This window comes from Microbacterium sp. SL62, assembly GCF_026672635.1.
GTDB lineage: Bacteria > Actinomycetota > Actinomycetes > Actinomycetales > Microbacteriaceae > Microbacterium > Microbacterium testaceum_A.
The window spans coordinates 1,142,443-1,166,478 of the sequence record NZ_JAPPRM010000001.1; the positions used below are offsets into that span (position 1 = coordinate 1,142,443).

Annotated in this window: 29 protein-coding genes and 1 tRNA gene; 15 read left to right on the forward strand and 15 right to left on the reverse strand. The window is 71.1% G+C overall.

Annotated elements, in window-relative coordinates:
• Positions 1-163: 163 nt before the first annotated feature.
• Entirely contained in the window at positions 164-1,531 is a 1,368-nt protein-coding gene (locus tag OVA26_RS05380) for a glycosyltransferase (protein ID WP_268103309.1), read from the forward strand.
• A 187-nt stretch (positions 1,532-1,718) separates the two neighbouring features.
• Here the strand turns inward: OVA26_RS05380 and OVA26_RS05385 are convergent, their stop codons facing one another.
• On the reverse strand, positions 1,719-2,432 hold the full coding sequence (locus OVA26_RS05385) for an MBL fold metallo-hydrolase (protein WP_268103310.1): 714 nt from the start codon (positions 2,430-2,432) through the stop codon (positions 1,719-1,721).
• Positions 2,433-2,501: 69 nt separating this feature from the next.
• Between OVA26_RS05385 and OVA26_RS05390 the strand changes: the two genes are divergently transcribed.
• Positions 2,502-3,059 carry a TetR/AcrR family transcriptional regulator gene (locus OVA26_RS05390; protein WP_268103311.1) on the forward strand — a complete coding sequence of 186 codons (558 nt, stop codon included), beginning with the start codon at positions 2,502-2,504 and terminating at the stop codon, positions 3,057-3,059.
• Here OVA26_RS05390 and ligD read toward each other — a convergent pair.
• Both ligD and OVA26_RS05400 read right to left on the reverse strand, forming a co-directional pair.
• A complete protein-coding gene (gene ligD / locus OVA26_RS05395; RefSeq protein ID WP_268103312.1) occupies positions 3,026-4,255 on the reverse strand; it encodes a non-homologous end-joining DNA ligase in 1,230 nt (409 codons plus the stop codon). The genes OVA26_RS05390 and ligD overlap by 34 nt on opposite strands.
• A gap of 143 nt (positions 4,256-4,398) precedes the next feature.
• The gene (locus tag OVA26_RS05400; protein ID WP_144782679.1) at positions 4,399-5,271 is read right to left on the reverse strand and encodes a Bax inhibitor-1/YccA family protein; all 873 of its coding nucleotides are present in this window, start codon (positions 5,269-5,271) and stop codon (positions 4,399-4,401) included.
• A gap of 142 nt (positions 5,272-5,413) precedes the next feature.
• Between OVA26_RS05400 and OVA26_RS05405 the strand changes: the two genes are divergently transcribed.
• The 4 genes from OVA26_RS05405 (at position 5,414) to OVA26_RS05420 (ending at position 9,736) form a co-directional block, all read left to right on the forward strand.
• Positions 5,414-6,406, forward strand: coding sequence for a glycerophosphodiester phosphodiesterase family protein (locus tag OVA26_RS05405; RefSeq protein ID WP_268103313.1), 993 nt, complete (start codon positions 5,414-5,416; stop codon positions 6,404-6,406).
• Positions 6,407-6,524: 118 nt separating this feature from the next.
• Positions 6,525-7,454: an NAD(P)/FAD-dependent oxidoreductase gene (locus OVA26_RS05410; protein ID WP_268103314.1), complete on the forward strand. Its 930-nt coding sequence runs from the start codon at positions 6,525-6,527 to the stop codon at positions 7,452-7,454.
• Positions 7,455-7,586: 132 nt separating this feature from the next.
• Positions 7,587-8,651: an ABC transporter ATP-binding protein gene (locus OVA26_RS05415; RefSeq protein WP_268103315.1), complete on the forward strand. Its 1,065-nt coding sequence runs from the start codon at positions 7,587-7,589 to the stop codon at positions 8,649-8,651.
• An 11-nt stretch (positions 8,652-8,662) separates the two neighbouring features.
• The gene (locus tag OVA26_RS05420; RefSeq protein WP_326493355.1) at positions 8,663-9,736 is read left to right on the forward strand and encodes an ABC transporter permease; all 1,074 of its coding nucleotides are present in this window, start codon (positions 8,663-8,665) and stop codon (positions 9,734-9,736) included.
• 86 nt (positions 9,737-9,822) lie between these two features.
• Here OVA26_RS05420 and OVA26_RS05425 read toward each other — a convergent pair whose 3' ends face one another.
• Positions 9,823-10,032: a hypothetical protein gene (locus OVA26_RS05425; protein ID WP_268103317.1), complete on the reverse strand. Its 210-nt coding sequence runs from the start codon at positions 10,030-10,032 to the stop codon at positions 9,823-9,825.
• A 49-nt stretch (positions 10,033-10,081) separates the two neighbouring features.
• The gene (locus tag OVA26_RS05430; protein WP_268103318.1) at positions 10,082-11,077 is read right to left on the reverse strand and encodes a GTP-binding protein; all 996 of its coding nucleotides are present in this window, start codon (positions 11,075-11,077) and stop codon (positions 10,082-10,084) included.
• Positions 11,078-11,156: 79 nt separating this feature from the next.
• Here OVA26_RS05430 and ykgO point away from each other — a divergent pair, with 79 nt between their 5' ends.
• The 3 genes from ykgO to OVA26_RS05445 all read left to right on the forward strand — a co-directional run bounded on the left by ykgO (position 11,157) and on the right by OVA26_RS05445 (position 11,972).
• The gene (gene ykgO / locus OVA26_RS05435) at positions 11,157-11,279 is read left to right on the forward strand and encodes a type B 50S ribosomal protein L36 (protein WP_268103319.1); all 123 of its coding nucleotides are present in this window, start codon (positions 11,157-11,159) and stop codon (positions 11,277-11,279) included.
• Between the two features lie 91 nt (positions 11,280-11,370).
• Positions 11,371-11,679, forward strand: a complete 309-nt coding sequence (locus tag OVA26_RS05440; RefSeq protein WP_268103320.1) for an ArsR/SmtB family transcription factor — start codon at positions 11,371-11,373, stop codon at positions 11,677-11,679.
• On the forward strand, positions 11,676-11,972 hold the full coding sequence (locus tag OVA26_RS05445) for a hypothetical protein (RefSeq protein ID WP_268103321.1): 297 nt from the start codon (positions 11,676-11,678) through the stop codon (positions 11,970-11,972). The genes OVA26_RS05440 and OVA26_RS05445 overlap by 4 nt, the downstream gene beginning before the upstream one ends.
• Before the next feature lie 148 nt (positions 11,973-12,120).
• Here the strand turns inward: OVA26_RS05445 and OVA26_RS05450 are convergent, their stop codons facing one another.
• The 3 genes from OVA26_RS05450 to OVA26_RS05460 all read right to left on the reverse strand — a co-directional run bounded on the left by OVA26_RS05450 (position 12,121) and on the right by OVA26_RS05460 (position 13,631).
• Positions 12,121-12,510, reverse strand: coding sequence for a nuclear transport factor 2 family protein (locus tag OVA26_RS05450; RefSeq protein ID WP_268103322.1), 390 nt, complete (start codon positions 12,508-12,510; stop codon positions 12,121-12,123).
• Between the two features lie 109 nt (positions 12,511-12,619).
• On the reverse strand, positions 12,620-12,844 hold the full coding sequence (locus OVA26_RS05455; protein ID WP_268103323.1) for an RNA-binding S4 domain-containing protein: 225 nt from the start codon (positions 12,842-12,844) through the stop codon (positions 12,620-12,622).
• Between the two features lie 19 nt (positions 12,845-12,863).
• Positions 12,864-13,631, reverse strand: a complete 768-nt coding sequence (locus tag OVA26_RS05460) for a DUF2071 domain-containing protein (protein WP_268103324.1) — start codon at positions 13,629-13,631, stop codon at positions 12,864-12,866.
• Positions 13,632-13,697: 66 nt separating this feature from the next.
• On the opposite strand from OVA26_RS05460, the gene OVA26_RS05465 reads away from it, so the two are divergent.
• A complete protein-coding gene (locus OVA26_RS05465; protein WP_268103325.1) occupies positions 13,698-14,036 on the forward strand; it encodes a metalloregulator ArsR/SmtB family transcription factor in 339 nt (112 codons plus the stop codon).
• Positions 14,037-14,048: 12 nt separating this feature from the next.
• Here the strand turns inward: OVA26_RS05465 and OVA26_RS05470 are convergent, their stop codons facing one another.
• The 6 genes from OVA26_RS05470 to OVA26_RS05495 all read right to left on the reverse strand — a co-directional run bounded on the left by OVA26_RS05470 (position 14,049) and on the right by OVA26_RS05495 (position 17,217).
• Positions 14,049-14,465, reverse strand: a complete 417-nt coding sequence (locus tag OVA26_RS05470) for an antitoxin (RefSeq protein WP_268103326.1) — start codon at positions 14,463-14,465, stop codon at positions 14,049-14,051.
• Entirely contained in the window at positions 14,462-14,932 is a 471-nt protein-coding gene (locus OVA26_RS05475; protein WP_268103327.1) for a helix-turn-helix domain-containing protein, read from the reverse strand. Before OVA26_RS05475 ends, OVA26_RS05470 begins: the two co-directional genes overlap by 4 nt.
• 54 nt (positions 14,933-14,986) lie before the next feature.
• Positions 14,987-15,059: transfer RNA gene (locus OVA26_RS05480), tRNA-Met, on the reverse strand.
• Between the two features lie 93 nt (positions 15,060-15,152).
• Positions 15,153-15,857, reverse strand: a complete 705-nt coding sequence (locus OVA26_RS05485; protein WP_268103328.1) for a GntR family transcriptional regulator — start codon at positions 15,855-15,857, stop codon at positions 15,153-15,155.
• Positions 15,838-16,743, reverse strand: a complete 906-nt coding sequence (locus tag OVA26_RS05490) for a DMT family transporter (RefSeq protein WP_268103329.1) — start codon at positions 16,741-16,743, stop codon at positions 15,838-15,840. Before OVA26_RS05490 ends, OVA26_RS05485 begins: the two co-directional genes overlap by 20 nt.
• Positions 16,744-16,779: 36 nt before the next feature.
• Positions 16,780-17,217: a MarR family winged helix-turn-helix transcriptional regulator gene (locus OVA26_RS05495; RefSeq protein ID WP_268103330.1), complete on the reverse strand. Its 438-nt coding sequence runs from the start codon at positions 17,215-17,217 to the stop codon at positions 16,780-16,782.
• Between the two features lie 55 nt (positions 17,218-17,272).
• Between OVA26_RS05495 and OVA26_RS05500 the strand changes: the two genes are divergently transcribed.
• Together OVA26_RS05500 and OVA26_RS05505 are read left to right on the forward strand one after the other, a co-directional pair.
• On the forward strand, positions 17,273-17,641 hold the full coding sequence (locus OVA26_RS05500) for a VOC family protein (RefSeq protein WP_268103331.1): 369 nt from the start codon (positions 17,273-17,275) through the stop codon (positions 17,639-17,641).
• Positions 17,642-17,788: 147 nt separating this feature from the next.
• Positions 17,789-18,727, forward strand: a complete 939-nt coding sequence (locus OVA26_RS05505; protein WP_268103332.1) for a hypothetical protein — start codon at positions 17,789-17,791, stop codon at positions 18,725-18,727.
• 3 nt (positions 18,728-18,730) lie between these two features.
• On the opposite strand, the gene OVA26_RS05510 is transcribed toward OVA26_RS05505, so the two are convergent.
• Positions 18,731-19,138: a YccF domain-containing protein gene (locus tag OVA26_RS05510; protein ID WP_268103333.1), complete on the reverse strand. Its 408-nt coding sequence runs from the start codon at positions 19,136-19,138 to the stop codon at positions 18,731-18,733.
• 140 nt (positions 19,139-19,278) lie between these two features.
• Between OVA26_RS05510 and OVA26_RS05515 the strand changes: the two genes are divergently transcribed.
• The 3 genes from OVA26_RS05515 to OVA26_RS05525 all read left to right on the forward strand — a co-directional run bounded on the left by OVA26_RS05515 (position 19,279) and on the right by OVA26_RS05525 (position 24,016).
• Positions 19,279-19,755, forward strand: a complete 477-nt coding sequence (locus tag OVA26_RS05515; protein WP_268103334.1) for a general stress protein — start codon at positions 19,279-19,281, stop codon at positions 19,753-19,755.
• Between the two features lie 175 nt (positions 19,756-19,930).
• On the forward strand, positions 19,931-22,366 hold the full coding sequence (locus tag OVA26_RS05520) for an ATP-dependent helicase (protein ID WP_268103335.1): 2,436 nt from the start codon (positions 19,931-19,933) through the stop codon (positions 22,364-22,366).
• A 555-nt stretch (positions 22,367-22,921) separates the two neighbouring features.
• A complete protein-coding gene (locus OVA26_RS05525; protein WP_268103336.1) occupies positions 22,922-24,016 on the forward strand; it encodes an SseB family protein in 1,095 nt (364 codons plus the stop codon).
• The last annotated feature ends 20 nt before the right edge of the window (positions 24,017-24,036 follow it).

The window sequence follows — 24,036 nt, forward strand, 5'->3', positions numbered from 1 at the left end:
CCGGGGCTTCGTCTGGCGCCCCGGGGCCACGCTCGGCGCCCCGGCGACGTCGGCAACTGCATGGGCGGCGCCCCGGGGCCACCGCCCGCGCCCCGATGCACAGACCGGGTAGCCCACCGCGCGCACGCCGAGGGGCGCGCCGCGGGTGGGGGAGGATGGGGGCGTGACTTCCGGCGACTTCCCCGACGCGTGGTACCTCATCCTGTCGAGCCGGCTGATCCCCGACCTCGACGGCGGATACACGATCGCCACGCTCGCGCGGGCGCGACAGATGGCGGATGCCGGTGCGGATCCGCGGCTGTTGACCGTCGATCCCGGTGACGCCGACGCTCACTCCGTGCAGCGCGCGACCTTCGTCGAGCGGGGGGCGGCCTCGGCATCCGGGATCTTCCGCAACCTCTTCGACGAGGCCGTCGACGCCGACGGGGGAGCCGCGGGATGGCTGCGCGAAGCGGCGCACGCGGGCGATGCCGATCCGATGCTCGAGTACCGGAGCGTGGCCGGGGGAGCGGTCGAGCTGCCCGTGGTCATCGGCCCCGACTGGCACCTCACGACCGCGCCGATCGTGATCCGGGATGCCGCGGGCGAAGCCGCCGGCGTGATCGACGGATTCGGGGCGCTGTACCGCGCGTGGCTGACCTCCCTGGCCGATCGGCTCCGCGCCGAGAACGACCGGCCCATCGTCGTCATCTGCGAGTCCAGGCAGCTCGGCGAGCTCATCGCGGGCTGGGGCGACGACGCTGTGCGGATCGTGCACACCGTGCACACGATCCACCTCGAGCCGCCGTTCCAGGCCGACTCCGAGCTGAACCCCCTGTGGACGCGGTGGTTCGACATCGCGCCGCGGTTCGACGCCGTGCTGTGGCCGACCGCGTACCAACGCGATGACGTGCGGGCGCGCTTCGGCACTGCCCCGAACGACGTGGTCGCACCGCACGGGGTGGAAGCTCCGGATGCCGTGGTGCCGGCGTCGCAGCGCGAGAGTGGCCTTGTCGTGGTGCTGGGGCGGCTCGCCCCCGGCAAACGGCTCGACCGGGCGATCGAGGCCTTCGCGCGCGTTCTCGCCGACGTGCCGGACGCCCGACTCGAGCTCTGGGGCGAGGGGGCGCAGCGCGGGGCGCTCGAGGCCCTCGTCGCCGAGCGCGGACGCGAGCACGCCGTCTCGCTGCCCGGGCTGACCACCGACCCGGGCGCCGTGCTCGACCGTGCGGCGGTGTACCTCACGACGTCCGCCTTCGAGGGGCAGGGGCTTGCCCTCGCCGAAGCGCTCGCGCACGGCACGCCGGTGGTGGCGTGGGACATCCGGTACGGCCCGCGCGACATGCTCGCGTCGGGTGGGGGCATCCTGGTTCCGGACGGTGATGACGACGCTCTGGTCGACGCGCTGCGGAGGATGCTCACGGACGACGGGCTGCGCGAGAGTCTCGCGGCCGAGGCGCGGCACGCGGCGGAGGCCGTGGGCCCGGCGCGCGCGATGCGCACGCTCGCCGCGGTCGCACGCGAGGTGCTGGGGAGGCCGCGCCGGCGCTGACGCCGGGCGCCCGCGACAGCCGCGCGACCTTGCGCACCGCGTTGCCGCATCGGCCGGAGAGCCGCGGTACGCCGGGCAGCACCCACTCGGCGCCCACGCCCCCGACACGATCGACGAGGAGAGTGCCTCCACCGGGCCGTCGATGGAGGGCGGCGCGTCCGCTCCGACCGACATGGTCCGCGCCGGCTCAGCCGCGCGCGACCTTTCGCACCGCATCCGCCGCATCCGCCGGAGAACCACGGAACGCCGGGCCGTGTCCGGGCAGCACCCAGTCGGCATCCACTCCCGCAATGCGATCGAGCGAGGCGAGCGCCTCGGCCGGGTCGTCGGTGAAGGGCGCGGGTCCGGGTCCGGTGCGACCGGTGAGAACGTGGCGCGTCGTAAGGGCGTCGCCGACGAACACGGCGCGCACTGCGGGGGAGAAGACCGCGACGCTGCCGGGGGAGTGGCCGGGCATGCCGACGATGCGGGGGCTCCCGGGCAGGTCGAGGGTCTCGCCGTCGGCGACCTCTCGCACCTCGGTCAGCCACTGCGGGCGCATGCCCTTGCGGATGCCGAAGGCGGCGAAGCGCAGCAGCGGGCCGAGGCGGAACGGGCCCATCGCACTTTTGGGCTTGTCGCCGCCACGGGCGCGATCGGCGTCGGCCGCGTGCACGAAGACGGGCACGCCGCGCTCGCGGCGGAGGCGCTCGGCGAAGCCCACGTGATCGCTGTCGCCGTGGGTGAGGATGACGCCGCGGATGTCGTCGAGCGACCGGCCGGTGGCGTCCACCTCCGCGCGAAGGTCGGCGTACATGCCGGGGAGGCCGGCGTCGATGAGGGTGATGCCCTCGGGCGTGACGATGAGGTACGAGGCGACGATGTCATTGCCCATGCGGTGGAGCGATGGCGCGAGTCTCACGGGGTGCCTTCCTTGATGGCTACGAGCATTAGTCATGATAGCTTATAAGCATAGCCATGAGGAGGGTTCGTGCCCACACCGGAGAGAACGTCGCTCGATGAGATCGTCGAGGCGGCGGCGCGACTGCTAGAAGAGGGCGGACCCGGCGCCGTGACGATGCAGGCCGTCGCTCAGGCGGTAGGCGTCAAGGCTCCGTCGCTGTACAAGAGGGTGCGCGACCGCGAGGCCCTGCTCGGACTCGTCGGGGCGGCCGCGGCCGACGACCTGACGGCGCGGCTCGAGACGGCATCCGACGACCTCGACGGCCTGTTGGTCGCCTTCCGCGCGTTCGGGCACGACCGGCCCGAGGCGTTCCGTCTGCTGTTCACGACGGTGGTGGATGCCGACCGCCTCGCCGCCACGAGCGCTCCGGTGCTGCGGGCGACGACCGTCGCCGTGGGCGAGGCTCATGCGCTCGAAGCGGCGAGGCTGCTGACGGCGTGGGCCACCGGGTTCGTCACCATGGAGCTCGCGGGGGCCTTCCGCCTCGGCGGTGACCTCGACGAGGCGTACCGCTACGGCCGGCGCCACCTGGTCGTCTCACTCACGCCGGATCAAGGGGCGGAGCGGCCGGCCCAGGGATCGTAGTCGGCGATCAGATCCTCTTGCGCCGGGCGCTCGGCATCCGGAACGTGCTGGAGGTTCACGCGAACGCGGTACCAGAGCGAGCTCGACCCGCGCATGCCGTCGACGAGGACATCGGCGGGGTGAAGCTGCGATGTCGCTTCCGGATGCCGCTGCTTCCACGTCTCGAGAGCGTCGAGGGCCTCGGGCTTGGTTTTGGTGCGCGCGACCTCGACGAGCGGCATCGTCGAGGCGCGGCGTCCGGAACCGTCGGATCCCCGCGGAGGCTTCTCGGCGGGGCCGAGCTGTTTCGCCAGGGACAAAAGGGCGTCGAGAGACCCCGCGGCGTCGTCGATGCCCGCGTGCGGGTCTCCGATGCTGCGGAACCGGTCGGGCACCGTGAGCACGGTGAACTCCTCGGGGCGACGGTCGCGGACCTCGTCCCATGTGAGGGGAGTCGAGACGCGGGCATCGGGCAGCGCGCGGATCGAGTACGCCGAGGCGACCGTGCGGTCCTTGGCGTTCTGGTTGAAGTCCACGAACACGCTCTCGCCGCGCTCCTCCTTCCACCAGCGGGCGGTCGCGAGTCCCGGCGCGCGGTTCTCGACCTCGCGCGCGAGCGTTTCGGCGGCGAGACGGACGTCGGTGTAGTCCCACTCGGGGCGGATGCGCACGAGGATGTGGAGGCCGCGCGAGCCCGAGGTCTTGGGCCAACCGATGAGACCGTGGTCTTCGAGCACATCGCGGGCGATGAACGCGACGTCGACAATCTGCGACCAATCCACGCCGGGCATCGGGTCGAGGTCGACCCGCAGCTCGTCGGGGTGGTCGAGGTCTTCGGCGCGGACGGGATGCGGGTTCAGGTCGAGGCAGCCGAGGTTGACGACCCAGGCCAGGCCCGCGGCATCCCGGATCACCGTCTCTTCGGCGGAGGTGCCCGAGGCGTAGCGCAGGGTCGCGGTGTCGACGAAGTCGGGGTGGTTCTCGGGGACGCGCTTCTGGAAGAACGGCTCCTGGTGGAGACCCTTCGAGAAGCGCTTGAGCACCATCGGTCGACCGCCCGCTCCGCGCAGGGCGCCCTCGGCGACCGAGAGGTAGTACCGCACGAGGTCGAGCTTGGTCAGCCCCGGCTCGGCGAAGACGACGCGGTCGGGGCTCGTGACGCGTACCTCGTGGCCGTCGACATCGAGGATCTCGGGCGGCGTCTTCGCGGGACTCATGGCGCGAGGCTAGCGCCGCGGCATCCGGGGTTCGCACCCCTTGCGGGCGCGGCGCGGGGGCTTCGCCCGGGCCGACGCGCGCGGGCCGCGCACGACGAAGGGCCGCCCCGAGACGGGACGGCCCTTCGTGTGAAGCGATTGCGTCAGTTGTTGCCGCGCAGGATCGCGATCATGCGCAGGATCTCGACGTACAGCCACACGACGGTGACCATGATGCCGAAGGCGCCGACCCAACCGTAGACCCGGGCAGCGCCGTTGCGGACGCCGCGCTGGATCTGGTCGAAGTCGAGCACCAGCGAGTACGCGGCCATGATGACCACGAAGACGCCGATGATCACGCCGAGCGGGATGCCGAAGATCTCGATCGAGCTGCGCAGGCCGAACGCGCCACCGGCGATCGGGACGTTGAACAGCATGAGGCCGAGGTTGACCAGGCTGAACACCAGGTAGCCGACCATCGCGATCATGAAGATCTTGGTGGCGCGCGCCGAGGCGCGGATCTTGCCGCTCGCGAACAGGGCGAGGGTCACGCCGACGACGGAGAGGGTGCCGAGGGTCGCCTGCAGGACGATGCCCGGGAAGATGAACTCGAAGAAGGCCGAGATGCCACCGACGAACAGACCCTCGAACGCCGCGTAGGCGATGAAGACGGGGACGGAGGGCTTCTTCTTGAAGGTCGCGACCATGGCCAGCACGAAGCCGACCAGCGCACCGATGATCATCGGCGCCGCGCTCGGGTTCGGGTTGGCGACGCTGACGCCGGCCATCGACCAGATCCAGCCGACGACGGCGGTGACGACGAGGATGCCGAACAGCGCAAGGGTCTTCATGACGGTGTCTTCGACCGTCATGCGACCGGTCTCGACGGCGCTCGCCGACGGGGCGGCGTACGCGCCTTCGATCGAGGCGGCGGCGGCGGGATCGACGGCCGGGGGCGGGCTGTAGCGCGTGTTAGCGCCACCGGCTCGAGGGTCCTGGAACGCCGGGTTGTTGAATGCCGGGTTGTTGAGGGCCACGGGAACTCACACTCCAAAGATGGTGATCACAGCACCGTGCTGTCAGACAACACTAGCCGAGCGGGGCGGTGGATTCCTTGTGCTGACTGGGATTCTGCTCTGAGCGCACTCGCTGTTCACCCGGTGCCGTTAGCGTGTCGAGGTGCCTCTCGTCATCGGTCATCGCGGTGCCCCCGGGTACCTGCCCGAGCACTCGCGCAGCTCGTATCTGCGGGCGATCGCGGAGGGGGTGGATGCCGTCGAGCCCGACGTCGTCCCCTCGAAGGACGGCGTGCTGGTCGTGCGGCACGAGAACGAGATCTCGGGCACCACGGACGTGTCGACGCGACCGGAGTTCGCGGAGCGACGAACCTCGAAGGTCGTCGACGGCGAGCACCTGAGCGGCTGGTTCGTCGAGGACTTCACGTGGGATGAGCTGCGGACGCTGCAGTGCCGCGAGCGGATCCCCGCCCTCCGCCCCGACAGCGCGGCGCGCGACGACTCCGAACCCGTGCTGCGCCTTCGCGACGTCCTCGACCTCGCGCGGCAGGGCGGGGTGGCGGTGGTGCTCGAGATCAAGCACGCGGCATCGCTCGCCCGACTCGGGTTCGACCTGGCCGAGCTCGTCGACGCCGAGCTGCGCGCCGCGGGATGGCGGGATGCCGAGGACGCGCTCGTCATCGAGTCGTTCGAGCCCCTGGTCCTGGCGCGGCTGCGAGAGCGCGGCATCCGGGTTCCGCTCGTGCAACTCATTGAAGCGGAGGGGACGCCGTGGGATCTGCGGGAGCGGGACGGGGCGGACGCCGCCTCGTACGCCTCGATGCGGACCGCGGCGGGTCTCCAGGCCCTCGCCGGCGAGGTGCAGGGCATCAGCCCGGACAAGCGCTCGGTGCTCGCGCCCGACGAGCGCGGCGTCGCGCGGGGGCCGGCGCGGTTCGTGCGCGAGGCGCAGGATCGGGGCCTGCGGGTGTTCACCTGGACGTGTCGGCCCGAGAACGCCTTCCTGCTGCCCGCCTTCCGCGGCCCGGGCGGTGAGGGGGCGTTCGGCGACTGGCGAGGCGAGTGGGCCGTGCTGCGCGATGCCGGGCTCGACGGGGTGTTCGTGGATCATCCCGATCTGGGCGTCGGGTTCTTCGGGACGGCGCGGAACTCCTGAGTCCCGACCCTCCCACCGGTCGTTTCGGTCCCGGAACCGCCTCGGGGCGACGATCCTCAGGAGTTCTGGCCCGCGCAACCCCGACCCCCGGCGTGCGCGCAGCCGACAGGATGGCCGCATGACGACGGATGTGACGGTGGTCGGCGGCGGGATCTCGGGGCTCGCGTGCGCGCGGGCGGTTCAGGATGCCGGTCGCTCGGTGCGCGTGCTCGATCGCGGGCGCCGGGTGGGCGGGCGTCTGTCGAGCCGCACGATCGACCGTCGACCCGTGGACCTCGGAGCCTCGTACTTCGTGGTCGGCGAGGCCGAGGGCTTTGCGCGCGTCGTCGCCGACTGGGAGGAGCGCGAGCTCGCGCGGCCGTGGACCGACACGTTCCAGGTGATCGACGCCGACGGCGGGTGGACGCCCAAGCCCGGACCGATGCGGTGGGCCGCTCCCGCCGGGTTGCGTTCGCTCGCCGTCGACCTGGCCGAGGGCCTCGACGTCTCGTCGGAGCGCGTCGTCGAGAGCGCGGCGCCGTTCCGCGTCGACGGCGAGGAGGCGGGCGAGGTCGTCCTGGCGATGCCGGCCCCGCAGGCGGCGCGGCTGACCGGCGAAGCGCCGGGCGGCGGGCAGGAGTGGGAACCGGTGATCGCCGTCGTCCTACGGTGGGACCGACGGCAGTGGGATGCCGACCTGCACGGCGCTTTCGCCGACGGCGACGCGGATGTGTCCTTCGTCGCCGACGACGGCGATCGCCGCGGCGACGGCGCGCCCGTGCTCGTCGTCCACACCACGGCGGACCGCGCCCGACAGCACCTCGACGACCCCGAGTCGGCGATCGCGCCGGTGCTCGCGGCGACCCGGCGGCTGCTGCGCATCGACGTCGAGCCGGTGTCGACGCACGCGCATCGCTGGACCTTCGCCCGGCCCGCCGGAACGACCGGACAGCCGTTCTTCCGCTCGCCGGGGCTCTCCGCGTGCGGGGACGCGTGGGGCGACAGCGCCGCCGTCCGCACCGCGTGGGCGTCGGGCGATGCCCTGGGGCGGGCGCTCGCGGCATCCTGAATCACGTCGAGGACACGCGCGGGCGGTGAGCGCGCGCGAATCCCGGGCGCGCCGCGGAATCGCCGAGGACGGACGGGGGGATCGACGTCGGTTGCCCTCGGGGGTGTCGAGGGCTCCCTCTATGGTGAGGCTATGGATGCCGGTATCGACGTCGCAGGAGTCAAACGGTCCTTCGGCGCGGTGCACGCCGTGCAGCAAGTGACGTTCACGGCGCTGCCCGGCCGGGTCACCGGGCTTGTCGGGCCCAACGGCTCGGGCAAGACGACCCTCATGCTCATGCTCGCGTCCCTGCTGCGGCCCGATGAGGGCGAGATGCGCATCGGCGGCATCGACCCCGTCTCCGACCCGGCCGGCGCGCGTCGCCTTCTCGGATGGATGCCGGACTCCCTGGGCGCGTGGCCGAGCCTCACCTCGCGCGAGGTGCTGGTCGCCACGGCGCAGCTCTACGACCTGTCGCGAGACGACGCGCGGGCCCGGGCCGACCACCTACTGGAGCTCGTCGACCTCGGTGCGCTCGCCGCGTCGCCCGCTCGCGTGCTGTCTCGCGGGCAGAAGCAGAGACTGGCGCTCGCGCGTGCTCTGGTGCACGACCCCCGGGTGCTGTTGCTCGATGAGCCCGCGTCGGGCCTCGATCCCCAGGCGCGCATCGCCTTGCGCGTGCTGCTGCGGCGGCTGGCGGGCGAGGGGCGCACGATCCTCATCTCGAGCCACGTGCTGTCCGAACTCGAAGAGGTCGTGGACGACGCCGTGTTCATGGTCGACGGGCGGACCGTCGGCACCGATCGCGTCGCCGCCGCGGCGACCCGCGTGCGGGTGTGGCGTGTGCGTGTCGCCGCAGACCTCGCTCGGTCGACCGAGTCCGTGCGGGGCGACGTTACGGCCGCCCTCGGGCGGACGGCCGAAGAGGTGCGGGTCGACCGGCGCGACGTCCTCGTGCCCTTCTCCGACGAGGCGGCAGCGGTCGCGGGGCTGCGCTCGCTCGTGAGCGCGGGGCTCCCGATCGTCGAGTTCGCCCCGGCGGTGGGCGACCTCGAGCACGCGTTCCTCGACCTGAGGGCCGAGGCCTCGCCTCCGACACCCGACCTCCCCGATGGCCCGGCGGGGCCGCGAGATGCGTCTCCGCCCGGCTCCTGGGCGCCGCCCGCCGCGCATCCTGTGACGGATGCCGATCGCACCGACGACGGGAGCACCTCGTGAACCTGCATCGCTTGCGTACGATCATCGGCATCGAGCTGCGCCAGCGCGTGCGCTCCGTCGGGTGGTACGTGCTCCTCGGCATCTTCGCCGTCATCCTGGTGGCGCTGCTGAGCCTCTCGTTCGCCGCGTTCTCGCTGACCACCGGCGGCAGCGAGTGGTTCTTCTCGCTCGTCATCATGCTCGTCCTGCTGCTCACGCTGTTGGTGTCGCCCACCTTGAGCGGGAGCGCGGTGAACGGCGATCGGGATGCCGCGACCCTCGCACCCGTGCAGGTCACCCTGGTCACCACGAGCGAGATCGTGATCGGCAAGTTCCTCGCCGCGTGGATCTCGGGACTGGCGTTCCTCGTCGTGGCGCTGCCGTTCCTCGTCGTCGCCACTCTTGCCGGCGAACTCAACCCCGGAGCGATCGTCACGTCGCTGCTGATCCTGATCATCGAGGTCGGCGTTGTGGCCGCGATCGGAGTGGGGCTGAGCGCGGTGATCGCCCGGCCGATCTTCTCGGTCGCGTCGACGTATCTCTTGGTGGCGGCGTTGACGGTGGGCACGCTCATCTCGTTCGGGCTCGGGGGTGCTGCTCTGCGCACGCAGACGACGACGATCAGCCGCGACGTCGATTGGAACGCGGTGCCACTGGGGTGCGACCTGAGTTCGCCCTCGACCTCGCCGAATTGCCCGAGCTACGACGAGCTGCCGTGCGTGGAGTCGAGCTACGTCTCCGAGCAACCCCGGTTCGATCGCGTCTGGTGGATCCTCGCGGCCAACCCCTTCGTCATCCTCGCCGACGCGACTCCGCCGACGTACGAGAACGGCAACCCGACCGATCTGTTCTCTCAGATCGCGTCGGGCGTCCGCCTGGCGCAGATCGCGCCCGATGCGACCACGTCGTTCGACGGGTGCGCTCTCTCGCGCGGGTCGAGCGTCGAGTCGTATCCGAGTACCGAGCAACGGATCGCGGGCACCGCGCCGAGCTGGTTCGTGGGGCTGTTCTTCCAGCTGCTGCTGGCCGGTGGGCTGCTCGCGTGGGGCATCTTCCGCACGCGGACGCCCGCGAAGCGGCTGCCGCCCGGGACGCGCATCGCCTAGCTGCCCACGCGGTCATCGAGACCGAGCGAACGAAGGGGCGCCCCCCTGCCGCAGCAGAACGGGCGCCCCTCTCGAGTGCGGGGAGGTCAGGCGTGGCCTTCGGCGGCGGGGAAGCCGGGGTCGTCGGCGGGAGCGGCGTCGCCGTCGAGGGCGTCGCCGGTGCGGTCGTCGAGGTTCACGTGCTCCTCGGCCTGGGCGGCGTCTTCGCGGACCTCGTCGGTGACGGCGTCGGTGGGGGCGGCCGAGTCGGCGCGGGCGTCGTCGGAGTGGCGGGAGGGGATGTCAGGAGTGCTCATGCGTTCACGTTCCTCTCCCCGGACGGTGCGGGCGACCGGCTTGACACGGTCAGTCGGTGGCATCCGGAATCGATGACTCCACCGCGGGCCACGCCGGCAGGGGGTCGTCGAACGCGAGCCAGGTCGCGGGACCGCCGGCGAACTCGTCGTCGGTCAGGACGGCGTGGTCGAGGAGGTGCGCGAGTCTCGGCGCCGAGAGGTCGAGACCGGTGAAGACGATCTCCTGCCCCAGGCCCATGCGGCCGTCGTCGGCGCCGAGCGGTTCGATCCACATCGCGGACCCGACGTGTTCCCAGCGGGCCAGGATGCCGGGGCGCGATGCCAGGCGGCAGAACCCGGCCGAGCGCACCAGCCGGCCGGCGGCGCCGGCGTCGAGGCGATCGAGGGTCGCCGAGAGGCGCGCGGGGTGGAACGGCCGCACCTGCTCGTACGCGAGCGTCATCACGCGGTTGTCGCGCATGTAGGGGTCGTGTTCGCCGTTCAACGCACGCACCCACCCCGCCCGCTCGAGGATCTCGCCCTCGTACGTCGCGGCCGAGCGCAGGTCGCTGAGCGGGTCGCGCGACAGGCGCACGACGGCGGCGGGGTTCAGGTGCGACGCCAGCGCCATCTGGACGGCAAGCGCCGGCGTGGGCACCTGCTCCCAGTTGACCCAGACGATGCGCGTCGCGAGCTCCAATGCCAGCGCCGCCTGGCGCGCCCGGGCGCCGATGTCGCCGCGGGTGTCGCCGGGTCTCGCGGATGCCGAGAGGGCGGCGTCGTCGAGGAGGTCGCCGATCATGTGGCGGGCGTCGACCACGCACACCGCCTCGACCTCCGACCCGCCGCGCGCCGCGATCGCGTGGATCAGGTCGACGTCGGTGCCGAGGTCGACCACGGTCTGCGCGTCGTTCGCCCGCGGGCGGGGGAGGGGGAGCGCGTGGGACACGCGCAGGTCGGCGTAGCGCAGCAGGTGAAGGGGTCGTGAGAGCGCGACGGCGGTCCGTTCCGCGTAGGTGCGGCGCTCGGGGGCGCACACGCCCATGATGGCGATCGTGCGGGGCATGGCATCCACCTCTCATTTGTCAGGGGAGTGTGGACACTCTAGCTTGTTATTGATAACGCTTATCAACAAGGAGGATGCCATGAAGGTCCGCGCGTCGATCAGGTCCCTGAAGAAGCAGCCCGGTGCGCAGGTCGTGCGCCGACGCGGCAAGGTGTTCGTGATCAACAAGCTCAACCCGCGCTTCAAGGGGCGGCAGGGGTGATCGTCGCCCTGTCGCGATAGCGGAAACGAGAACCGTTCCCGAATAGGTGAACACATTGCAATTTGTGCATGTGTGTGGTGATCTGGATGCCGTGGACAAGATCGCGGGGCTCGACGCGGCCGCCGAGCTGTTCAAGGTTCTCGGCAACGAGTCGCGCCTGGCGCTCGTCTGGCTGCTGAGCCGCGAACCGCTCACGGTCGGGGCGCTCGCCGAGCGCACCGGACTCTCGCAGCCGCTGGTGTCGCAGCACCTGCGGACCCTGCGGCAGTCGGGACTCGTGAGCTCGGAACGCGAGGGCAAAGAGATCCGTTACGCCCTCGCTGACCAGCACGTCGCTCACGTCGTGCTCGACGCGATCGCCCACGTCACCGAACCGACCGATCAGGGGAACGAAGAATGAGCACTGCTGAGACCCACGCCGAGCACTCCGTCGACGAGCACGCGCACGGCGACGACTGCGGCCACCAGAAGATCGAGCACGGGGATCACATCGATTACGTGCACGGCACGCACCACCACGCGCTGCACGGCGATCACTACGACGAGCACGAGTCGAAGGCGGAGCACGGCGTCGACGAGCACCGTCACGGCGACGACTGCGGCCACGAGAAGGTGACGCACGACGACCACGCCGACTACGTGCACGACGGCCACCGCCACGCGCTGCACACCGATCACTACGACGAGCACTGAGCTCGAGCGGCATCCCGTGTCACGAGCGCGGGGTGTCTCGAGGCCCGCTTCCCCCTCGGGGTGGCGGGCCTTTCGCGTGCCCCCGGTCAGGCCTGGACGCGGAAAGAGGGGGTCGATACATAGACATGGCGGTGCGGAACGGATCCGTTCACGAATCGGATGGTGTCGACGCCACCCACCAGTCGGTGAAGAGCGCGGCACGACCGTCTTCGGCGAGCCGGATGACCATCAGGTTGTCGTAGTGTCTCGCCTTCGCGGTGGCGGTGGGGTAGTCCGTCCACCCGCGGATCACGGCGACGTCGCCGTCGACCGCGACGAGCTCGTACGTGAACGACCACGTTCCCGGTTCGTCCTTCTGCGCGAGCCACGCGTCGACGATCGCATCGCGACCCACCCACGGAGGGGTCGACGGTCCGTCGCGGTACTCGGCCTCCTTCGTGAAAAGGGAGCGGATGTCGTCCGGGTCGTTCGTCGACCACGCGCGGACGTAACGAGCGATCCAGTTTTCTGCGGCGGCGGCATTCTCGCGATTGTCCATGCGGGTCAGGCTTCCGGAGCGAAGGACGGTGCGCAAGCGCTGTTGCGGCGGAGCAGGGCGGCCGCGTCACGTGACGAGGGACGGCTCATCGCGGCACGGTCGGGTCGCGTCAGGCCTGCACGCGGAAGGAGCGTCCCTCGAAGGTCACGACGTCGCCCACCTGCAGCTGGCGGCCGCGGCGGCGTTCGACCTCGCCGTTGACGTGGACGTAGCCGTCGATGATGGCCTCTTTGACGTCTCCGCCCGAGTCGAGGATGCTGGCGAACTTCATGAACGGGCCGAGGCGGATGCCCTCGCTGCCGACGGGCACATCCTGGGGCGCGGAGCAGGTCATACGTTCAGTCTGACAGCAGTCACGAGATCGTCGCGGGTGTCGAAGCGCTGCTCCATCGCGTCGGCACGTCGCGCATGAGGAGGGCGTGGTCGAACTGCGCGGCGCCGTCGGGCAGGGCGTCGAAGAAGGTCGAGGAGAGGGAGGTGACGTCGATCGGCTCGACCTTCCACGCGTCGGTCTCGAGCCGGAGCCCCTCGAGCGCACCGGAGCGCGTGGGCGACCAGCCCACGGCATCCTTCCGGAAGAAGGTCGAGGACTGCTCGAGGGTCTCGAAGAGGGTGCTGCGGAACGGGATGCCGGGACCCCGGCGCGCGGCGACGCGGACGCGCAGATCGTCGGCCTCGACGCGGACCTCGAGGTCGTCGGCGGTGGAGCGGAAATCGACGCGGGCGGCGGCGTGCGTTCCGGGGAAGACGCGTCCGCCGACCAGTCGTGCGAGAAGAGATGAACTGTGGCGACGGGGGATGTAGACGCCTGTCTGCGGGCCCCCGGCAGTGTCCCCCTCGACCGCGATGCGGTGAGCGGCGTTGCGGCTGTGATGGCCGATCGCCGGAGCGAACCACGCGGGGCGGAAGGCGGTGAGGTGGATCAGGCAGACGCCGGCCACGGCGCTCCCGTCGACGAGCTGGGGGCGGATGCCGTCGGGCAGCAGCGACCGGGCGACGTCGGGGTCGACGCGGTAGTTCACGAGCACGCGCTGCGTGATCGTCGCGGCCATCCGGGGGATGGGGGCCACGGGGCGCCTGCTCGCCGTCCATCGGCCCAGGGTGTCGATCTGCGTCCTCATCGGATCTCCTTCGCTATTTAGCGAAGAAGCTACACGCAATTTAGCGTCAGTGCTAGATTGAGGATCGTGACCGACGCGGCATCCGACATCTTCGCGGCTCTCGCGCACCCCACGCGCCGCCAGATCCTCCAAGACCTGAAGGACGGCGAGATGGCCGCGGGGGAGATCGCGGCGCGGTTCGATGCCAGCGGGCCCACCATCTCTCGGCACCTCGGTGTGCTGCGTCAAGCCGGTCTCGTCTCCGAGCGACGTGACGCGAACCGCATCCTGTACTCGCTCGTGGGAGAGCGTCTGGCGCTGTCGGTGGGCGACTTCCTGTCGACGGTGTGCCCCGAGCAGATCGTGCTGCGCGAGGTGCGCAAGAGGCGTCCCGCCCGAGGCGGAGCGCTGCCGGCAGAGGTGTAGGAGCGCCGCGGGTCAGTGCGACGGGGAGTCCTCGGCCGCGCGTCGCCACGAGGCGATGTGCGGGGGAAGCTCGACCGTCAGCGTGACCCAGAAGAGGTCGTCGTTCATCGCCCGGTATCCCGCGTGCGACGCGATGTTGCGCATCGTCCGGAGGGCGGTGACGACCTCGGCGGGGGTGTCGGTGATGAACGGCGCGAACTCGGCGGTATCGAAGAGCGCTGCGGCTCGGATGATCGCCATCGAGCCGGACGCGTACGACGGCGAGGTGCGCCGGAACGCGCTCCTCCCTCCGCTTGTCGCGTGGCCGAGGAAGGCCTCGATCGCGTCGACGCTCTCGAGGAAGTTCGCCTGGGCATGCGGTGCAGGAGGCTGCTCCGCCCTCGGTGCGCGCCGGAAGCGCGCGGCCGGTCGCGACTCGGATTCCGTCACAGGGCGGCCAACGCCGTCGAGTCGAGGAAGGCAGGCCGGTGCTCGTCGTCGACGATCACGTCGACGGCGAAGCCCGTGAGCTCTTCCACGGTGTGCGCGAAGGCCGCGATGTCGAAATAGCCGCGTCCTGCGTCGACGCGAGCGAGAAGGTCGATGTCTGACGTGAAGTGATCGGCGCCGGTCGCGACCGAACCGAAGACGCGGATGTCGCGGAGTCCGTGCCGCAGCCCTGCCTCGACGATCGCTTCGGCGTTCTCTTCGACGGCCAGGCTGGGTCGGTAGTCGGCGGCCCGCAGCAGGCGCTCGAAGGCGTCGTCGCTGGGGTTTCTCGTCCCGTTCTCGATGGCCGCCACATTGGGCTGGCTCATCCCGGCCGCGCGCGCGAGATCTGCCTGAGACATCTTGCGGTCGAGGCGCGCAGCTCGCACGAGGTGCGACGCGCGGCTGCGGTCGAAGCTTCGGGTCACGGCTATACCTCCGTGATATACCCTAGCGATCCGTCGATCTGCCCAGGGGTGTCGACGCGACGGCGGGAGTCGAACCCGCCACGCCTTCGGTTATGAGCCGAGGCCCGGGACCGCCCGGATCGCCGCGATGTGCCCCCACGCTAACCCGGGGCGCGCGAGCGACGAAGGGGCGTTGCGCGAGGTGACGGGATGTGTCGCCGTGTGGCGGTGGGGCCCTGAATCAGCGACCGGATCCCCCGTCGATGATCGCCCTCGTGGAGTGCTCGAGGTGTGCGCGCACGACCCGCTCGGGGTCGCGGAGCGCCTCGTCGACGTACGCGCGGTGCTCCGCGGTCAGCGCCCCGGGTGCGTAGGCGGGCCGCACGTGCGTGAGCAGCAGGCGCATCTCGCCGTCGAGGCGGCGGTACTCCTCGGTGATGCGCGGAGACCCCGCCGCGGCGACCAACGCCAGGTGCACGCGGGCGTGCGCGTCGAGGGTTCCCGCCCAGTCGCCTCCGGCCTCGGCGTCGGCGAGAGCGTCGAGAGCTTCATCGACCTCGGAGGGGCGGATGCCGCGATCCCGCACGATCCGCAGCGCCTCGGTCTCGAGAGCGCAGCGCAACTGCTGCAGGGCGATCAGGGCGTCGTCGTCGAGCTGGGACACGTGGACGCCGCGGTAGGGCTCGGCCGTGGCGAGGCGCTCCGCCGTGAGGGTCGCGAGCGCCGTGCGGGCGGTGTGCCGCGAGATGCCGTGGGTCGCGCTGAGCTCCTCCTCGCGCAGGGGAGTGCCGGGGGCGAGCTCGCCCGACAGGATCGCGGCGCGCAGGGTGTCGGCGACAGCGTCCGCGGTGCGGGGGCCGGGTAGGGGCGCTTCACGGCGGCGCGGGTGCGTCTCGCCCGTGCCCGCCGCGGCGCCGTCACTGGTGTCACGCGCGGGCCGTGGCATCCGGGACCTCCTCACGCCTGCGAGACGGAGCCGACACCACGGCGAGACCCACCGCGATGAGGGCCAGGCCGATGCCGCTCACGAGAGTGAGGTGCTCGCGCAAGACGAACAGGCCCAGAAGCGTGGCGGCGAGGGGCTCGGCGAGGGTCAGGGTCGACACCGTGACGGCGCTCAGGCGGGCGAGCCCCCATCCGAACAGCAGGTACGCGATCGCCGTGGTCACGACCCCGAGCCAGAGGGCGAGGGCCAGGCCGTTCGGGGTGAGCAGCCACGACGTCCCGGCGAGGACGAGGACGGGAAGGCTCGCCACGGCGGCGACGCCGAACACCGCTCCCATGACCCGTGTGGAGTTCCACCCCCTCTCGATCAGTGCTTTGCCGCACACCGTATAGAGGGCGTACGACATTCCCGCGCCGGCCGAGGCGAGCAGGCCGCCGGGCGCGAGAGCGGTCGCCCCGCCCGTCACGCCCGACACGAGGACCACGCCGATCAGCGCGACGGCGGTCGCGAGCATCCAGCGCGGCGTGGGAGCGCGGCGCAGGCGGACGGCATCGACGATCCCGGTCGCGATGGGTGCGGAGCCGAGGGCGACCACCGTGCCGATGGCGACGCCGTTTTCGCGCGTGCCCAGGAAGAACAGCGGTTGGTACGCGAGGACGCCGAGGGCTCCGACGGCGATCAGCGCCGCGGTGGACGCGCGGGATCCGCTGCGCGCGCGACCGGGCGAACGCTGGGCGAGAGCGAGAAGGCCCAGGATGCCGCCTCCCACCACGATCCGCGCCGCTCCGACCGCGAGGGGAGAGGCGTCGACGCCCGCGAGGGCCTGCGCCGTGCCGGTGGTGGAGAAGCACAGCGCCGCGGCGAGGATCGCGAGGGCGGGAAGCATGGATGGATTGTTACACAATCCCGCGCTCGGCGTGGGTCAGCTGCGGAGCGACGTCACCATCGACCGCAGGGCGTGCAGGGCCGCCGCCTGCTCGGCATCCGTCATTCCGCTGAGCATGCGCTTCTCCACCGAGCGGACCGCCGCGCTCGCCGCGTCGAGGGAGCGCTGCCCCTTCGCGGTGAGCCGGGTGGGGAGGGCCTTGCCGACGGGGGCGGCATCGGGGCGTTCGACGACGCCCTCGCGTTCGAGGTTCTGCAGGAGGACGTTCATCGACTGCCGGGTGACGAAGGCCCCTCGCGCGAGGTCGGAGTTCGACAGGCCCGGCCGCTGGGCGAGGAGTTCGAGGCAGGAGTAGTGCGTGATCGTCATGCCGAGGGGGCGCAGCACGTCTTCCATCGCCGCGCGCAGCGCGCTCGCCGCCTCTTTCAGGAGGTAGCCCAGGGAGGTGTCCAGGTCGATCGCCTCTTGCGTCATGTCAGTATTCTGACATACAGTGGGTGTCAGATAACTGACACAAAAGGAGAAACTCATGCCCGTCACCGGACCCGACTTCATCTCACTGCAGGTGCGCGATCTCGCCGCCTCGCACGCCTTCTACGAGAAGTACCTCGGCCTGCGCCGTTCACCCGCCGGCCCGCCCCACGCGGTCGTCTTCGACACCGCGCCGATCGCCTTCGCGCTGCGCGACCTCGCTCCCGGCACCGACCTCACCGGGGTCGCCCAGCCCGGTGTCGGCGTCGCGCTGTGGCTCCACGGCACCGAGGTGCAGCAGATGCACGACGAGCTTGTCGCCGACGGGCACCGCATCGTGATGGAGCCGATCGACGGCCCCTTCGGGCGCACTTTCACCTTCGCCGACCCCGACGGGTACCACGTGACCCTGCACGACAAGGCCTGAGCCCCGTCGCGGGCGCGCGTGGCGCCGGCCTCCTGAATCGCCGTTCGGAGAGGGATGCCGGCACCCCGGCGCTCGCGCGAACTCACCCGTGCCGCTGCGCACCGCTGACCGGTCGGGAGCCTCGAGTCCGACGGGTAACGTAGGTATATGGCGACGACGGCGGGGCGAGGCATCCTGGCCCTCAGCGTCGCCGCGATCCTCCTGGCGATCGGCACGGTTCTCGCCGTGATGGTCGACCCGTTCGCGCGAGAGCAGATGACGGTCGACCCGGCGACGGAGTGGATCGCCCGGGTGCTCCTGGCCCTCGGCGTGGTCTGGCTGCTGATCGGAGCGGTCGCCGCCCGCACCCGTCTGGTCCGCCGCCCCGGGGCCGCCGCCGCGCGCGCGTCGTGGATCGCGTCGACCCGACCCTGGCGGGCGCGCGAATCGAGCCTCGGCCTGCTGCCACTCGACCGCTGGCTGATGATCCTCGTGCCGGGCGGACTGCTCGTGCTCACGCGCGTGGTGCAGACTCCGCGCGACGGGCTGTGGGGAATGGTCATCGCCGTGGCCGGCTGGCTCCTGTTCGCCGCCGCGGTGCGGCTGCTGCTCGGGCGACGCTCGCCGTGGCCGATCATCGCGGCCGTCGGCGGCGCGCTCGTCCTGCGCTGCGTGGTGGCGTTGCTGGCTGTATCGCTGTCGGGTCCCGAGGGGATCTGGGAGGCGATCTGGGCGCAACCGTGGGTGCGCATCCTCTACCTCGCGGTCGCTTTCGCGCTCGTCGCGTGGGTCTTCGTCGTGGCCGGCTGGTCGCTGTCGGCGCAGCTGGGTCGGCGCCGCGCGGCCGGCGTCGCGCTCGCCGGTATGGGCGTCGGGTACGCCCTACCCGCGGTGACCATCGCCGTGGTGGGCGCGCGGGACGCGCTGCGCTCGTGGAACGAGCAGATCGGCATCCTGCCCTGGGATCTGGCCCGCTTCGCGGGGGTGCGCGACGGGGCGTTCCCCATCGAACTCATGACGGTCACGGCGGTGATCGGGGGGATCGCGACGGTGGTCGGCATCCTGCTCGCCCTGCCCCGCCGGGTGTACGTGCGCTCCGCGCGCTGAGCCCTACCGGCCGAGCGTCTGGTCGAACGGTCCGCCGCGACCGATCTCGCGCACCTCTTTGCCGAGCGGCATGAGCGACACGGGGACGAGCTTGAAGTTCGCGATGCCGAGCGGGATGCCGATGATCGTGACGCACAGCAGCAGCCCGGTGAAGATGTGCCCCAGGGCGAGCCACCAGCCCGCCAGGATCACCCAGACCACGTTCCCGAGGAACGAACCGACGCCGGCCGAACGCTTCGCGACGATCTCGCGGCCGAACGGCCACAGGGCGTACAGCCCGATGCGGAAGGACGCGATCCCCCAAGGAATCGTGAGGATGAGGATGCACAGGACGATCCCCGCGGCGAGATAGCCGAGGAAGAGCCAGAAGCCAGAGAGCACGAGCCAGAGGACGTTGAGGATCAGCCGCATGGATCCATCATCGCGGTGTCGGCTGAACGGCATCCGGGGTGTGATACTTCGGCGCTAACCGGGGCCCGGCCCGCGCGCAACCGCCCCGCGCGGTGCGGGCGGCGTCGTTAGCGTGGGGTCACCGAGGGAAGGAACCCGCCATGTCCGACATCACCCGTGCCACGCCCGAGCGCCGCGTCCTCTCGAGCTTCAGCGACTACACCGGGGCGCAGGCCGCCGTCGACCGCCTGTCCGATGCAGGCTTCCCGGTCGAGCACACCGCGATCGTAGGAACGGGTGTGCGCATCGTCGAGCAGGTGACCGGACGCCTCACGCGCGGCCGCGCCGCGGGCCTCGGCGCCGCCTCGGGTGCGTGGTTCGGCCTCATGATCGGCGTCCTCATCGGTCTGCTGAGCGTGGGAGGGTTCCTGGGGTTCGTGCTCCTGGGCCTCGTGCTCGGTGCCGTGTGGGGCGCGGTCTTCGGCTTCGTCGGGCACGCCTTCACGGGCGGGCGCCGCGACTTCTCGTCGGTGCAGGGCTTCGAAGCCGAGCGGTGGGACGTGACGGTGGATGCCGAGCACTTCTCGCGCGCGCAGTCGCTGCTGTCGTCGGGTGCGGCGGGCGAAGCGCGCAGCTGAGGCGTTCGCGGGGCCGAAGAGCTGGGGCGCGGGGGCCGGTGGCCGGTCCCGGGGCGTCGTTCGTGGCCCCGGGGCGCGATCCGTGGCCCCGGGGCCACGGTTGCACGCCGCAAACCCTCGGGCGTAGCCGCCGACAGGGCCGATGTCGGAGGCCCCGCCTAGACTTGACCACGCCATGACCGACGCCTCCACGCCCCTCATCGTCGACGGTCCCGGACCGTCGGCATCCCGACCCGACGCCGACCTCCTCGAGGGGCTGAACGGTCCGCAGCGCGAGGCCGTGACCTATCGCGGCCAGGCGTTGCTCATCGTCGCGGGCGCCGGCTCCGGCAAGACGAGCGTGCTCACGCGCCGCATCGCGTCGCTGCTACGCACGCGCGAGGCGTATCCCAGCCAGATCCTCGCGATCACCTTCACGAATAAGGCCGCGGGCGAGATGCGCGAGCGCGTGCACCAGCTGATCGGGCAGAAGGCCGACGGCATGTGGATCTCGACGTTCCACTCGGCGTGCGTGCGCATCCTGCGACGCGAGGCCGAGCAGTTCGGTTTCACCAAGTCGTTCACGATCTACGACTCCGGCGACTCGCGCGCCCTCATCAAGCGGCTCGTCAAGGAGCACGAGGGCGATTCGTTCGGCCTCACCCCCGCCGGCACGCAGAGCCGCATCTCGAAGCTGAAGAACGAGCTGGCGGATGCCGAGTCCTACGCGCGGTCCGCGAACATGAGCGACCCCGCCGAGCGTGTGTTCGTCGAGATCTTCGGCTCGTACCAGCGCGAGCTGCAGCGGGCCAACGCGTTCGACTTCGACGACCTCATCGCGCAGACGGTCTACCTGTTCCGGGCGTTCCCGCAGGTCGCCGACCGCTATCGTACGCGGTTCCGCCACATCCTCGTCGACGAGTACCAGGACACCAACCACGCGCAGTACGCGCTCATCCACGAGCTCACGCGGCCTCCGGGATCGGATGCCGAGCCGTTCTCGTCCGGCGGCATGATGATCTTCGACGCCGAGCCCACCGGCGAAGACGCCGCCTCGCTGACCGTCGTCGGCGACTCCGACCAGTCGATCTACGCGTTCCGCGGTGCAGACATCCGCAACATCAGCGAGTTCGAGCGCGATTACCCGGGCGCCAAGGTCGTGCTGCTCGAGCAGAACTACCGTTCGACGCAGAACATCCTCTCGGCGGCCAACGCGGTCATCTCGAACAACTTCGACCGCAAAGACAAGAAGCTCTGGACCGACGTCGGCGCGGGCGACCCGATCATCGGCTTCACCGGGTACTCGCAGCACGACGAGGCGCAGTTCGTCGCCGACGAGATCGAGGCGCTGCACAAGAAGGGGCTGCCGTACTCCGGAGTCGCGGTGTTCTACCGCACCAACTCGCAGTCCCGTGCGCTCGAAGAGATCTTCATCCGTTCCGCGGTGCCGTACAAGATCATGGGCGGCACCAAGTTCTACGAGCGCGCCGAGATCAAGGACGCGCTCGCGTACCTCATCGCCGTCGCGAACCCCGCCGACTCGATGGCGCTTCGTCGCATCCTCAATCGTCCGCGCCGCGGCATCGGCGATGTCACCGAGACGGCCATCGCTCGATACGCCGCCGAGCACGGCATCACCTTCCGCGATGCCCTCGCCAACTCGGCCCAGATCGGTGTCGGCCCGAAGCTGCAGAAGGCCATCGACCAGCTCGACGCGGTGCTGACCGAGGCCACGGCGATCATGCTCCCGGCATCCGGAGAGCTCGCCCCCTCCACCTCGGTCACCGAAGGCCTTACGCTGCTGCTGAACAAGAGCGGCTACTTCGATGCCCTGCGCGCCAGCAAAGACCCGCAAGACGAGGCGCGCCTCGAGAACCTCGACGAGCTCGTCGCCGTGACCCGCGAATTCGCGCGCAACAACCCCGAGGGCACGATCATCGACTTCTTGACCGAGGTCACCCTCGTCGCCGATGCCGACGATCTCGACGACGCATCGGGCTCGGTGTCGCTCATGACCCTGCACACGGCGAAGGGCCTCGAGTACGACGCGGTCTTCCTCACCGGTGTCGAAGAAGATCTGCTGCCGCACCGCATCTCGGCGAACGAGCCCGGTGGTCCGCAAGAGGAGCGGCGGCTGTTCTACGTCGGTATCACGCGCGCCCGCAAGCGCCTGCACGTCTCGCTCGCGATGACCCGCGCGCAGTTCGGTGAGGTGACGGTGGCGATGCCGAGTCGGTTCCTGCAGGAGATCCCCGCCGACCTCATCGACTGGCGGCAGTCGCCGGGCGACGTCAACGGCCGTGGCGGCTCGCAGTCGCGCGCGCTCAACGCCCGCGGCGGACGACGCCCCGGCCAGCCCGGGGGCGGAAGCCGGTACGGTGACGACCTGGTGCCGCTGCCCAAGCGCGCGCCGGCCGATCCGAGCAAGTTCCCCAACCGCATCCCGGCCAAGGTCCGCGACAACGGCGACATGCAGCTGGCGTCGGGCGACCGCATCCGGCACGACGACTTCGGCGAGGGCCGAGTGGATGCCGTGACCGGCGAGGGCGCGAAGCGCGTGGCGCACGTGCGCTTCGACACCGTCGGCCCGAAGAAACTGCTCGTCAAGATCGCGCCGATCACCAAGCTGTAGGCGGCGGGCGGCGGGCGGCGGGCGCTGGGCTGAGCGCCGGGCGCTGGGCTGAGCGCCGGGCGCTGGGCTGGGCGGCAGGCGCCGGGGTCTCCCGCGTGCGAGAGGTTTTCCCCGCGCGCGGGGCGGTTCGGGGCGGATTCTGTCAAATGGGGCGTGTTCCGTGCCGGAGGGCGTGCAGTGCGCACGTTGCACGCGCTAGGTCCCCAACCCGCCGGCCCCACGACACGGGGTTCGGGTGTGGGGCGTGTTCCGTGGTTCGGGGCGTGAAATTGCTGCCCCAGGCTGCGGCTTCCGCCCCACATCTGCGGATGTGCGCACCGTGGGGCGATCGCGGTGTCGTTCCGCGCCGGGCGTGAAACCCGGGGTTTGGGGCGTGTTCTGTCAATTGGGGCGTGAAACTGCTGCCCCAAGCTACGGATCCCGCCCCAAACGTGCACGGGAGCCCGCCGGGCCCGCGTCACGCGCGACCCGCCGATCCTCCGGGCGCACCCTACCGACCCCACGGCGCCGCGCTCGGCGGACCGGGCGGGGGAGCGCCCCGGCTAGGCTGAAACAATGGCTCTCTTCTCGCGCCGCAAGAAGTCCGACTCCGACGACGCATCGGTCGACCGGCCCGACACTACGATCGAGCCGGGCGAACAGCCCGTCGATCCCGCAGGCCCGAGCGACGCTGCTCCGGCCCCGGAGGTTCCGGCCGAGGCCGCCCCCACCGTCGGCATCTCGATGTCGTCGTTCCGCGGTGTGGGTGCCGGCCCCGACACCCCCGAACCGTCGTCGACCCCACCCGTTGCTGCTCGCCCTTCGGCGCGTCAGCCCGGCGCGATGGAAGCGCCCGAGGCGCCCGAGACGGTGCCGGGGCTGCGCGACAACGTGCTGCTCGGTAACGCTCTCGCTGAGATCGAGGGTCAGCCCGAGCCCGCTCAGCTGCTCAACATCGCGCGTCAGCTGCTGCAGGGGCACGTCTTCCTGCGGGTGAAGGGCGACGCCCGCGCGCTGCTGGCCGAGGGCAAAGACCTGCCGCTCGCGGTGGCCAACAACGGCGACGAGCAGCTCGTGCTCGCCTACAGTGGTGGACTGGCGCTGCGCGCCAGCGTCGACGCCGATGGTGACCGCGACACCTCGGCGATGGGGCAGCCGGTCATGGCCCTGCTGCGTCACGTGCTCGCCGGTCCCTACGCGGGCATCATCCTCGACCCCGCGTCGGGCGCGAACCGCGCGGTGCTCCCCAAGGCGCTGCTCGAGCGCATGGTCGCCGAAGTCGACCCCGAACTCCGCATCAAGACGGCCCTGTGCGAGACCCGCGACGACTCGACGGCATCCACCATCGTCGACGCGATCGTCGCCGAGGCTCCGCTGTGGATCGGCGTGAACCGCTCCGAGGAGGGCGGCCCGATCGGCGTCGCCGAGTCACGCTCGGCGACAGGCGAGCGTTTCCTCGAGGTGTTCACGCACCCGCTCGAACTGCTCGCCCTCGGTCGCGGCGACCAGCCGCTGCCCATCAAGCGCGACCAGCTCGCGAAGGCGCTGGCCGGGGACACCGGGCTCACCGGCATCCTGATCGATCCGGCGGGACCGTGGATGCGCATCGACCGCGACGAGCTCGCACCCGTGATCGCCCTCGCGCAAGAGGGCGCCGAACCCACCGCGTAAGACACGAACGACGGCGGGCC

Coding starts and splice junctions, on each gene's coding strand:
- ligD (WP_268103312.1), bottom strand. CDS start 4,255: ATGAGTCCCGCGAAGACGCCGCCCGAGATCCTCGATGTCGACGGCCAC.
- OVA26_RS05410 (WP_268103314.1), top strand. CDS start 6,525: ATGACGACGGATGTGACGGTGGTCGGCGGCGGGATCTCGGGGCTCGCG.
- OVA26_RS05415 (WP_268103315.1), top strand. CDS start 7,587: ATGGATGCCGGTATCGACGTCGCAGGAGTCAAACGGTCCTTCGGCGCG.
- OVA26_RS05425 (WP_268103317.1), bottom strand. CDS start 10,032: ATGAGCACTCCTGACATCCCCTCCCGCCACTCCGACGACGCCCGCGCC.
- OVA26_RS05430 (WP_268103318.1), bottom strand. CDS start 11,077: ATGCCCCGCACGATCGCCATCATGGGCGTGTGCGCCCCCGAGCGCCGC.
- ykgO (WP_268103319.1), top strand. CDS start 11,157: ATGAAGGTCCGCGCGTCGATCAGGTCCCTGAAGAAGCAGCCCGGTGCG.
- OVA26_RS05445 (WP_268103321.1), top strand. CDS start 11,676: ATGAGCACTGCTGAGACCCACGCCGAGCACTCCGTCGACGAGCACGCG.
- OVA26_RS05450 (WP_268103322.1), bottom strand. CDS start 12,510: ATGGACAATCGCGAGAATGCCGCCGCCGCAGAAAACTGGATCGCTCGT.
- OVA26_RS05455 (WP_268103323.1), bottom strand. CDS start 12,844: ATGACCTGCTCCGCGCCCCAGGATGTGCCCGTCGGCAGCGAGGGCATC.
- OVA26_RS05460 (WP_268103324.1), bottom strand. CDS start 13,631: ATGAGGACGCAGATCGACACCCTGGGCCGATGGACGGCGAGCAGGCGC.
- OVA26_RS05485 (WP_268103328.1), bottom strand. CDS start 15,857: ATGCCACGGCCCGCGCGTGACACCAGTGACGGCGCCGCGGCGGGCACG.
- OVA26_RS05490 (WP_268103329.1), bottom strand. CDS start 16,743: ATGCTTCCCGCCCTCGCGATCCTCGCCGCGGCGCTGTGCTTCTCCACC.
- OVA26_RS05495 (WP_268103330.1), bottom strand. CDS start 17,217: ATGACGCAAGAGGCGATCGACCTGGACACCTCCCTGGGCTACCTCCTG.
- OVA26_RS05500 (WP_268103331.1), top strand. CDS start 17,273: ATGCCCGTCACCGGACCCGACTTCATCTCACTGCAGGTGCGCGATCTC.
- OVA26_RS05505 (WP_268103332.1), top strand. CDS start 17,789: ATGGCGACGACGGCGGGGCGAGGCATCCTGGCCCTCAGCGTCGCCGCG.
- OVA26_RS05510 (WP_268103333.1), bottom strand. CDS start 19,138: ATGCGGCTGATCCTCAACGTCCTCTGGCTCGTGCTCTCTGGCTTCTGG.
- OVA26_RS05515 (WP_268103334.1), top strand. CDS start 19,279: ATGTCCGACATCACCCGTGCCACGCCCGAGCGCCGCGTCCTCTCGAGC.
- OVA26_RS05520 (WP_268103335.1), top strand. CDS start 19,931: ATGACCGACGCCTCCACGCCCCTCATCGTCGACGGTCCCGGACCGTCG.
- OVA26_RS05525 (WP_268103336.1), top strand. CDS start 22,922: ATGGCTCTCTTCTCGCGCCGCAAGAAGTCCGACTCCGACGACGCATCG.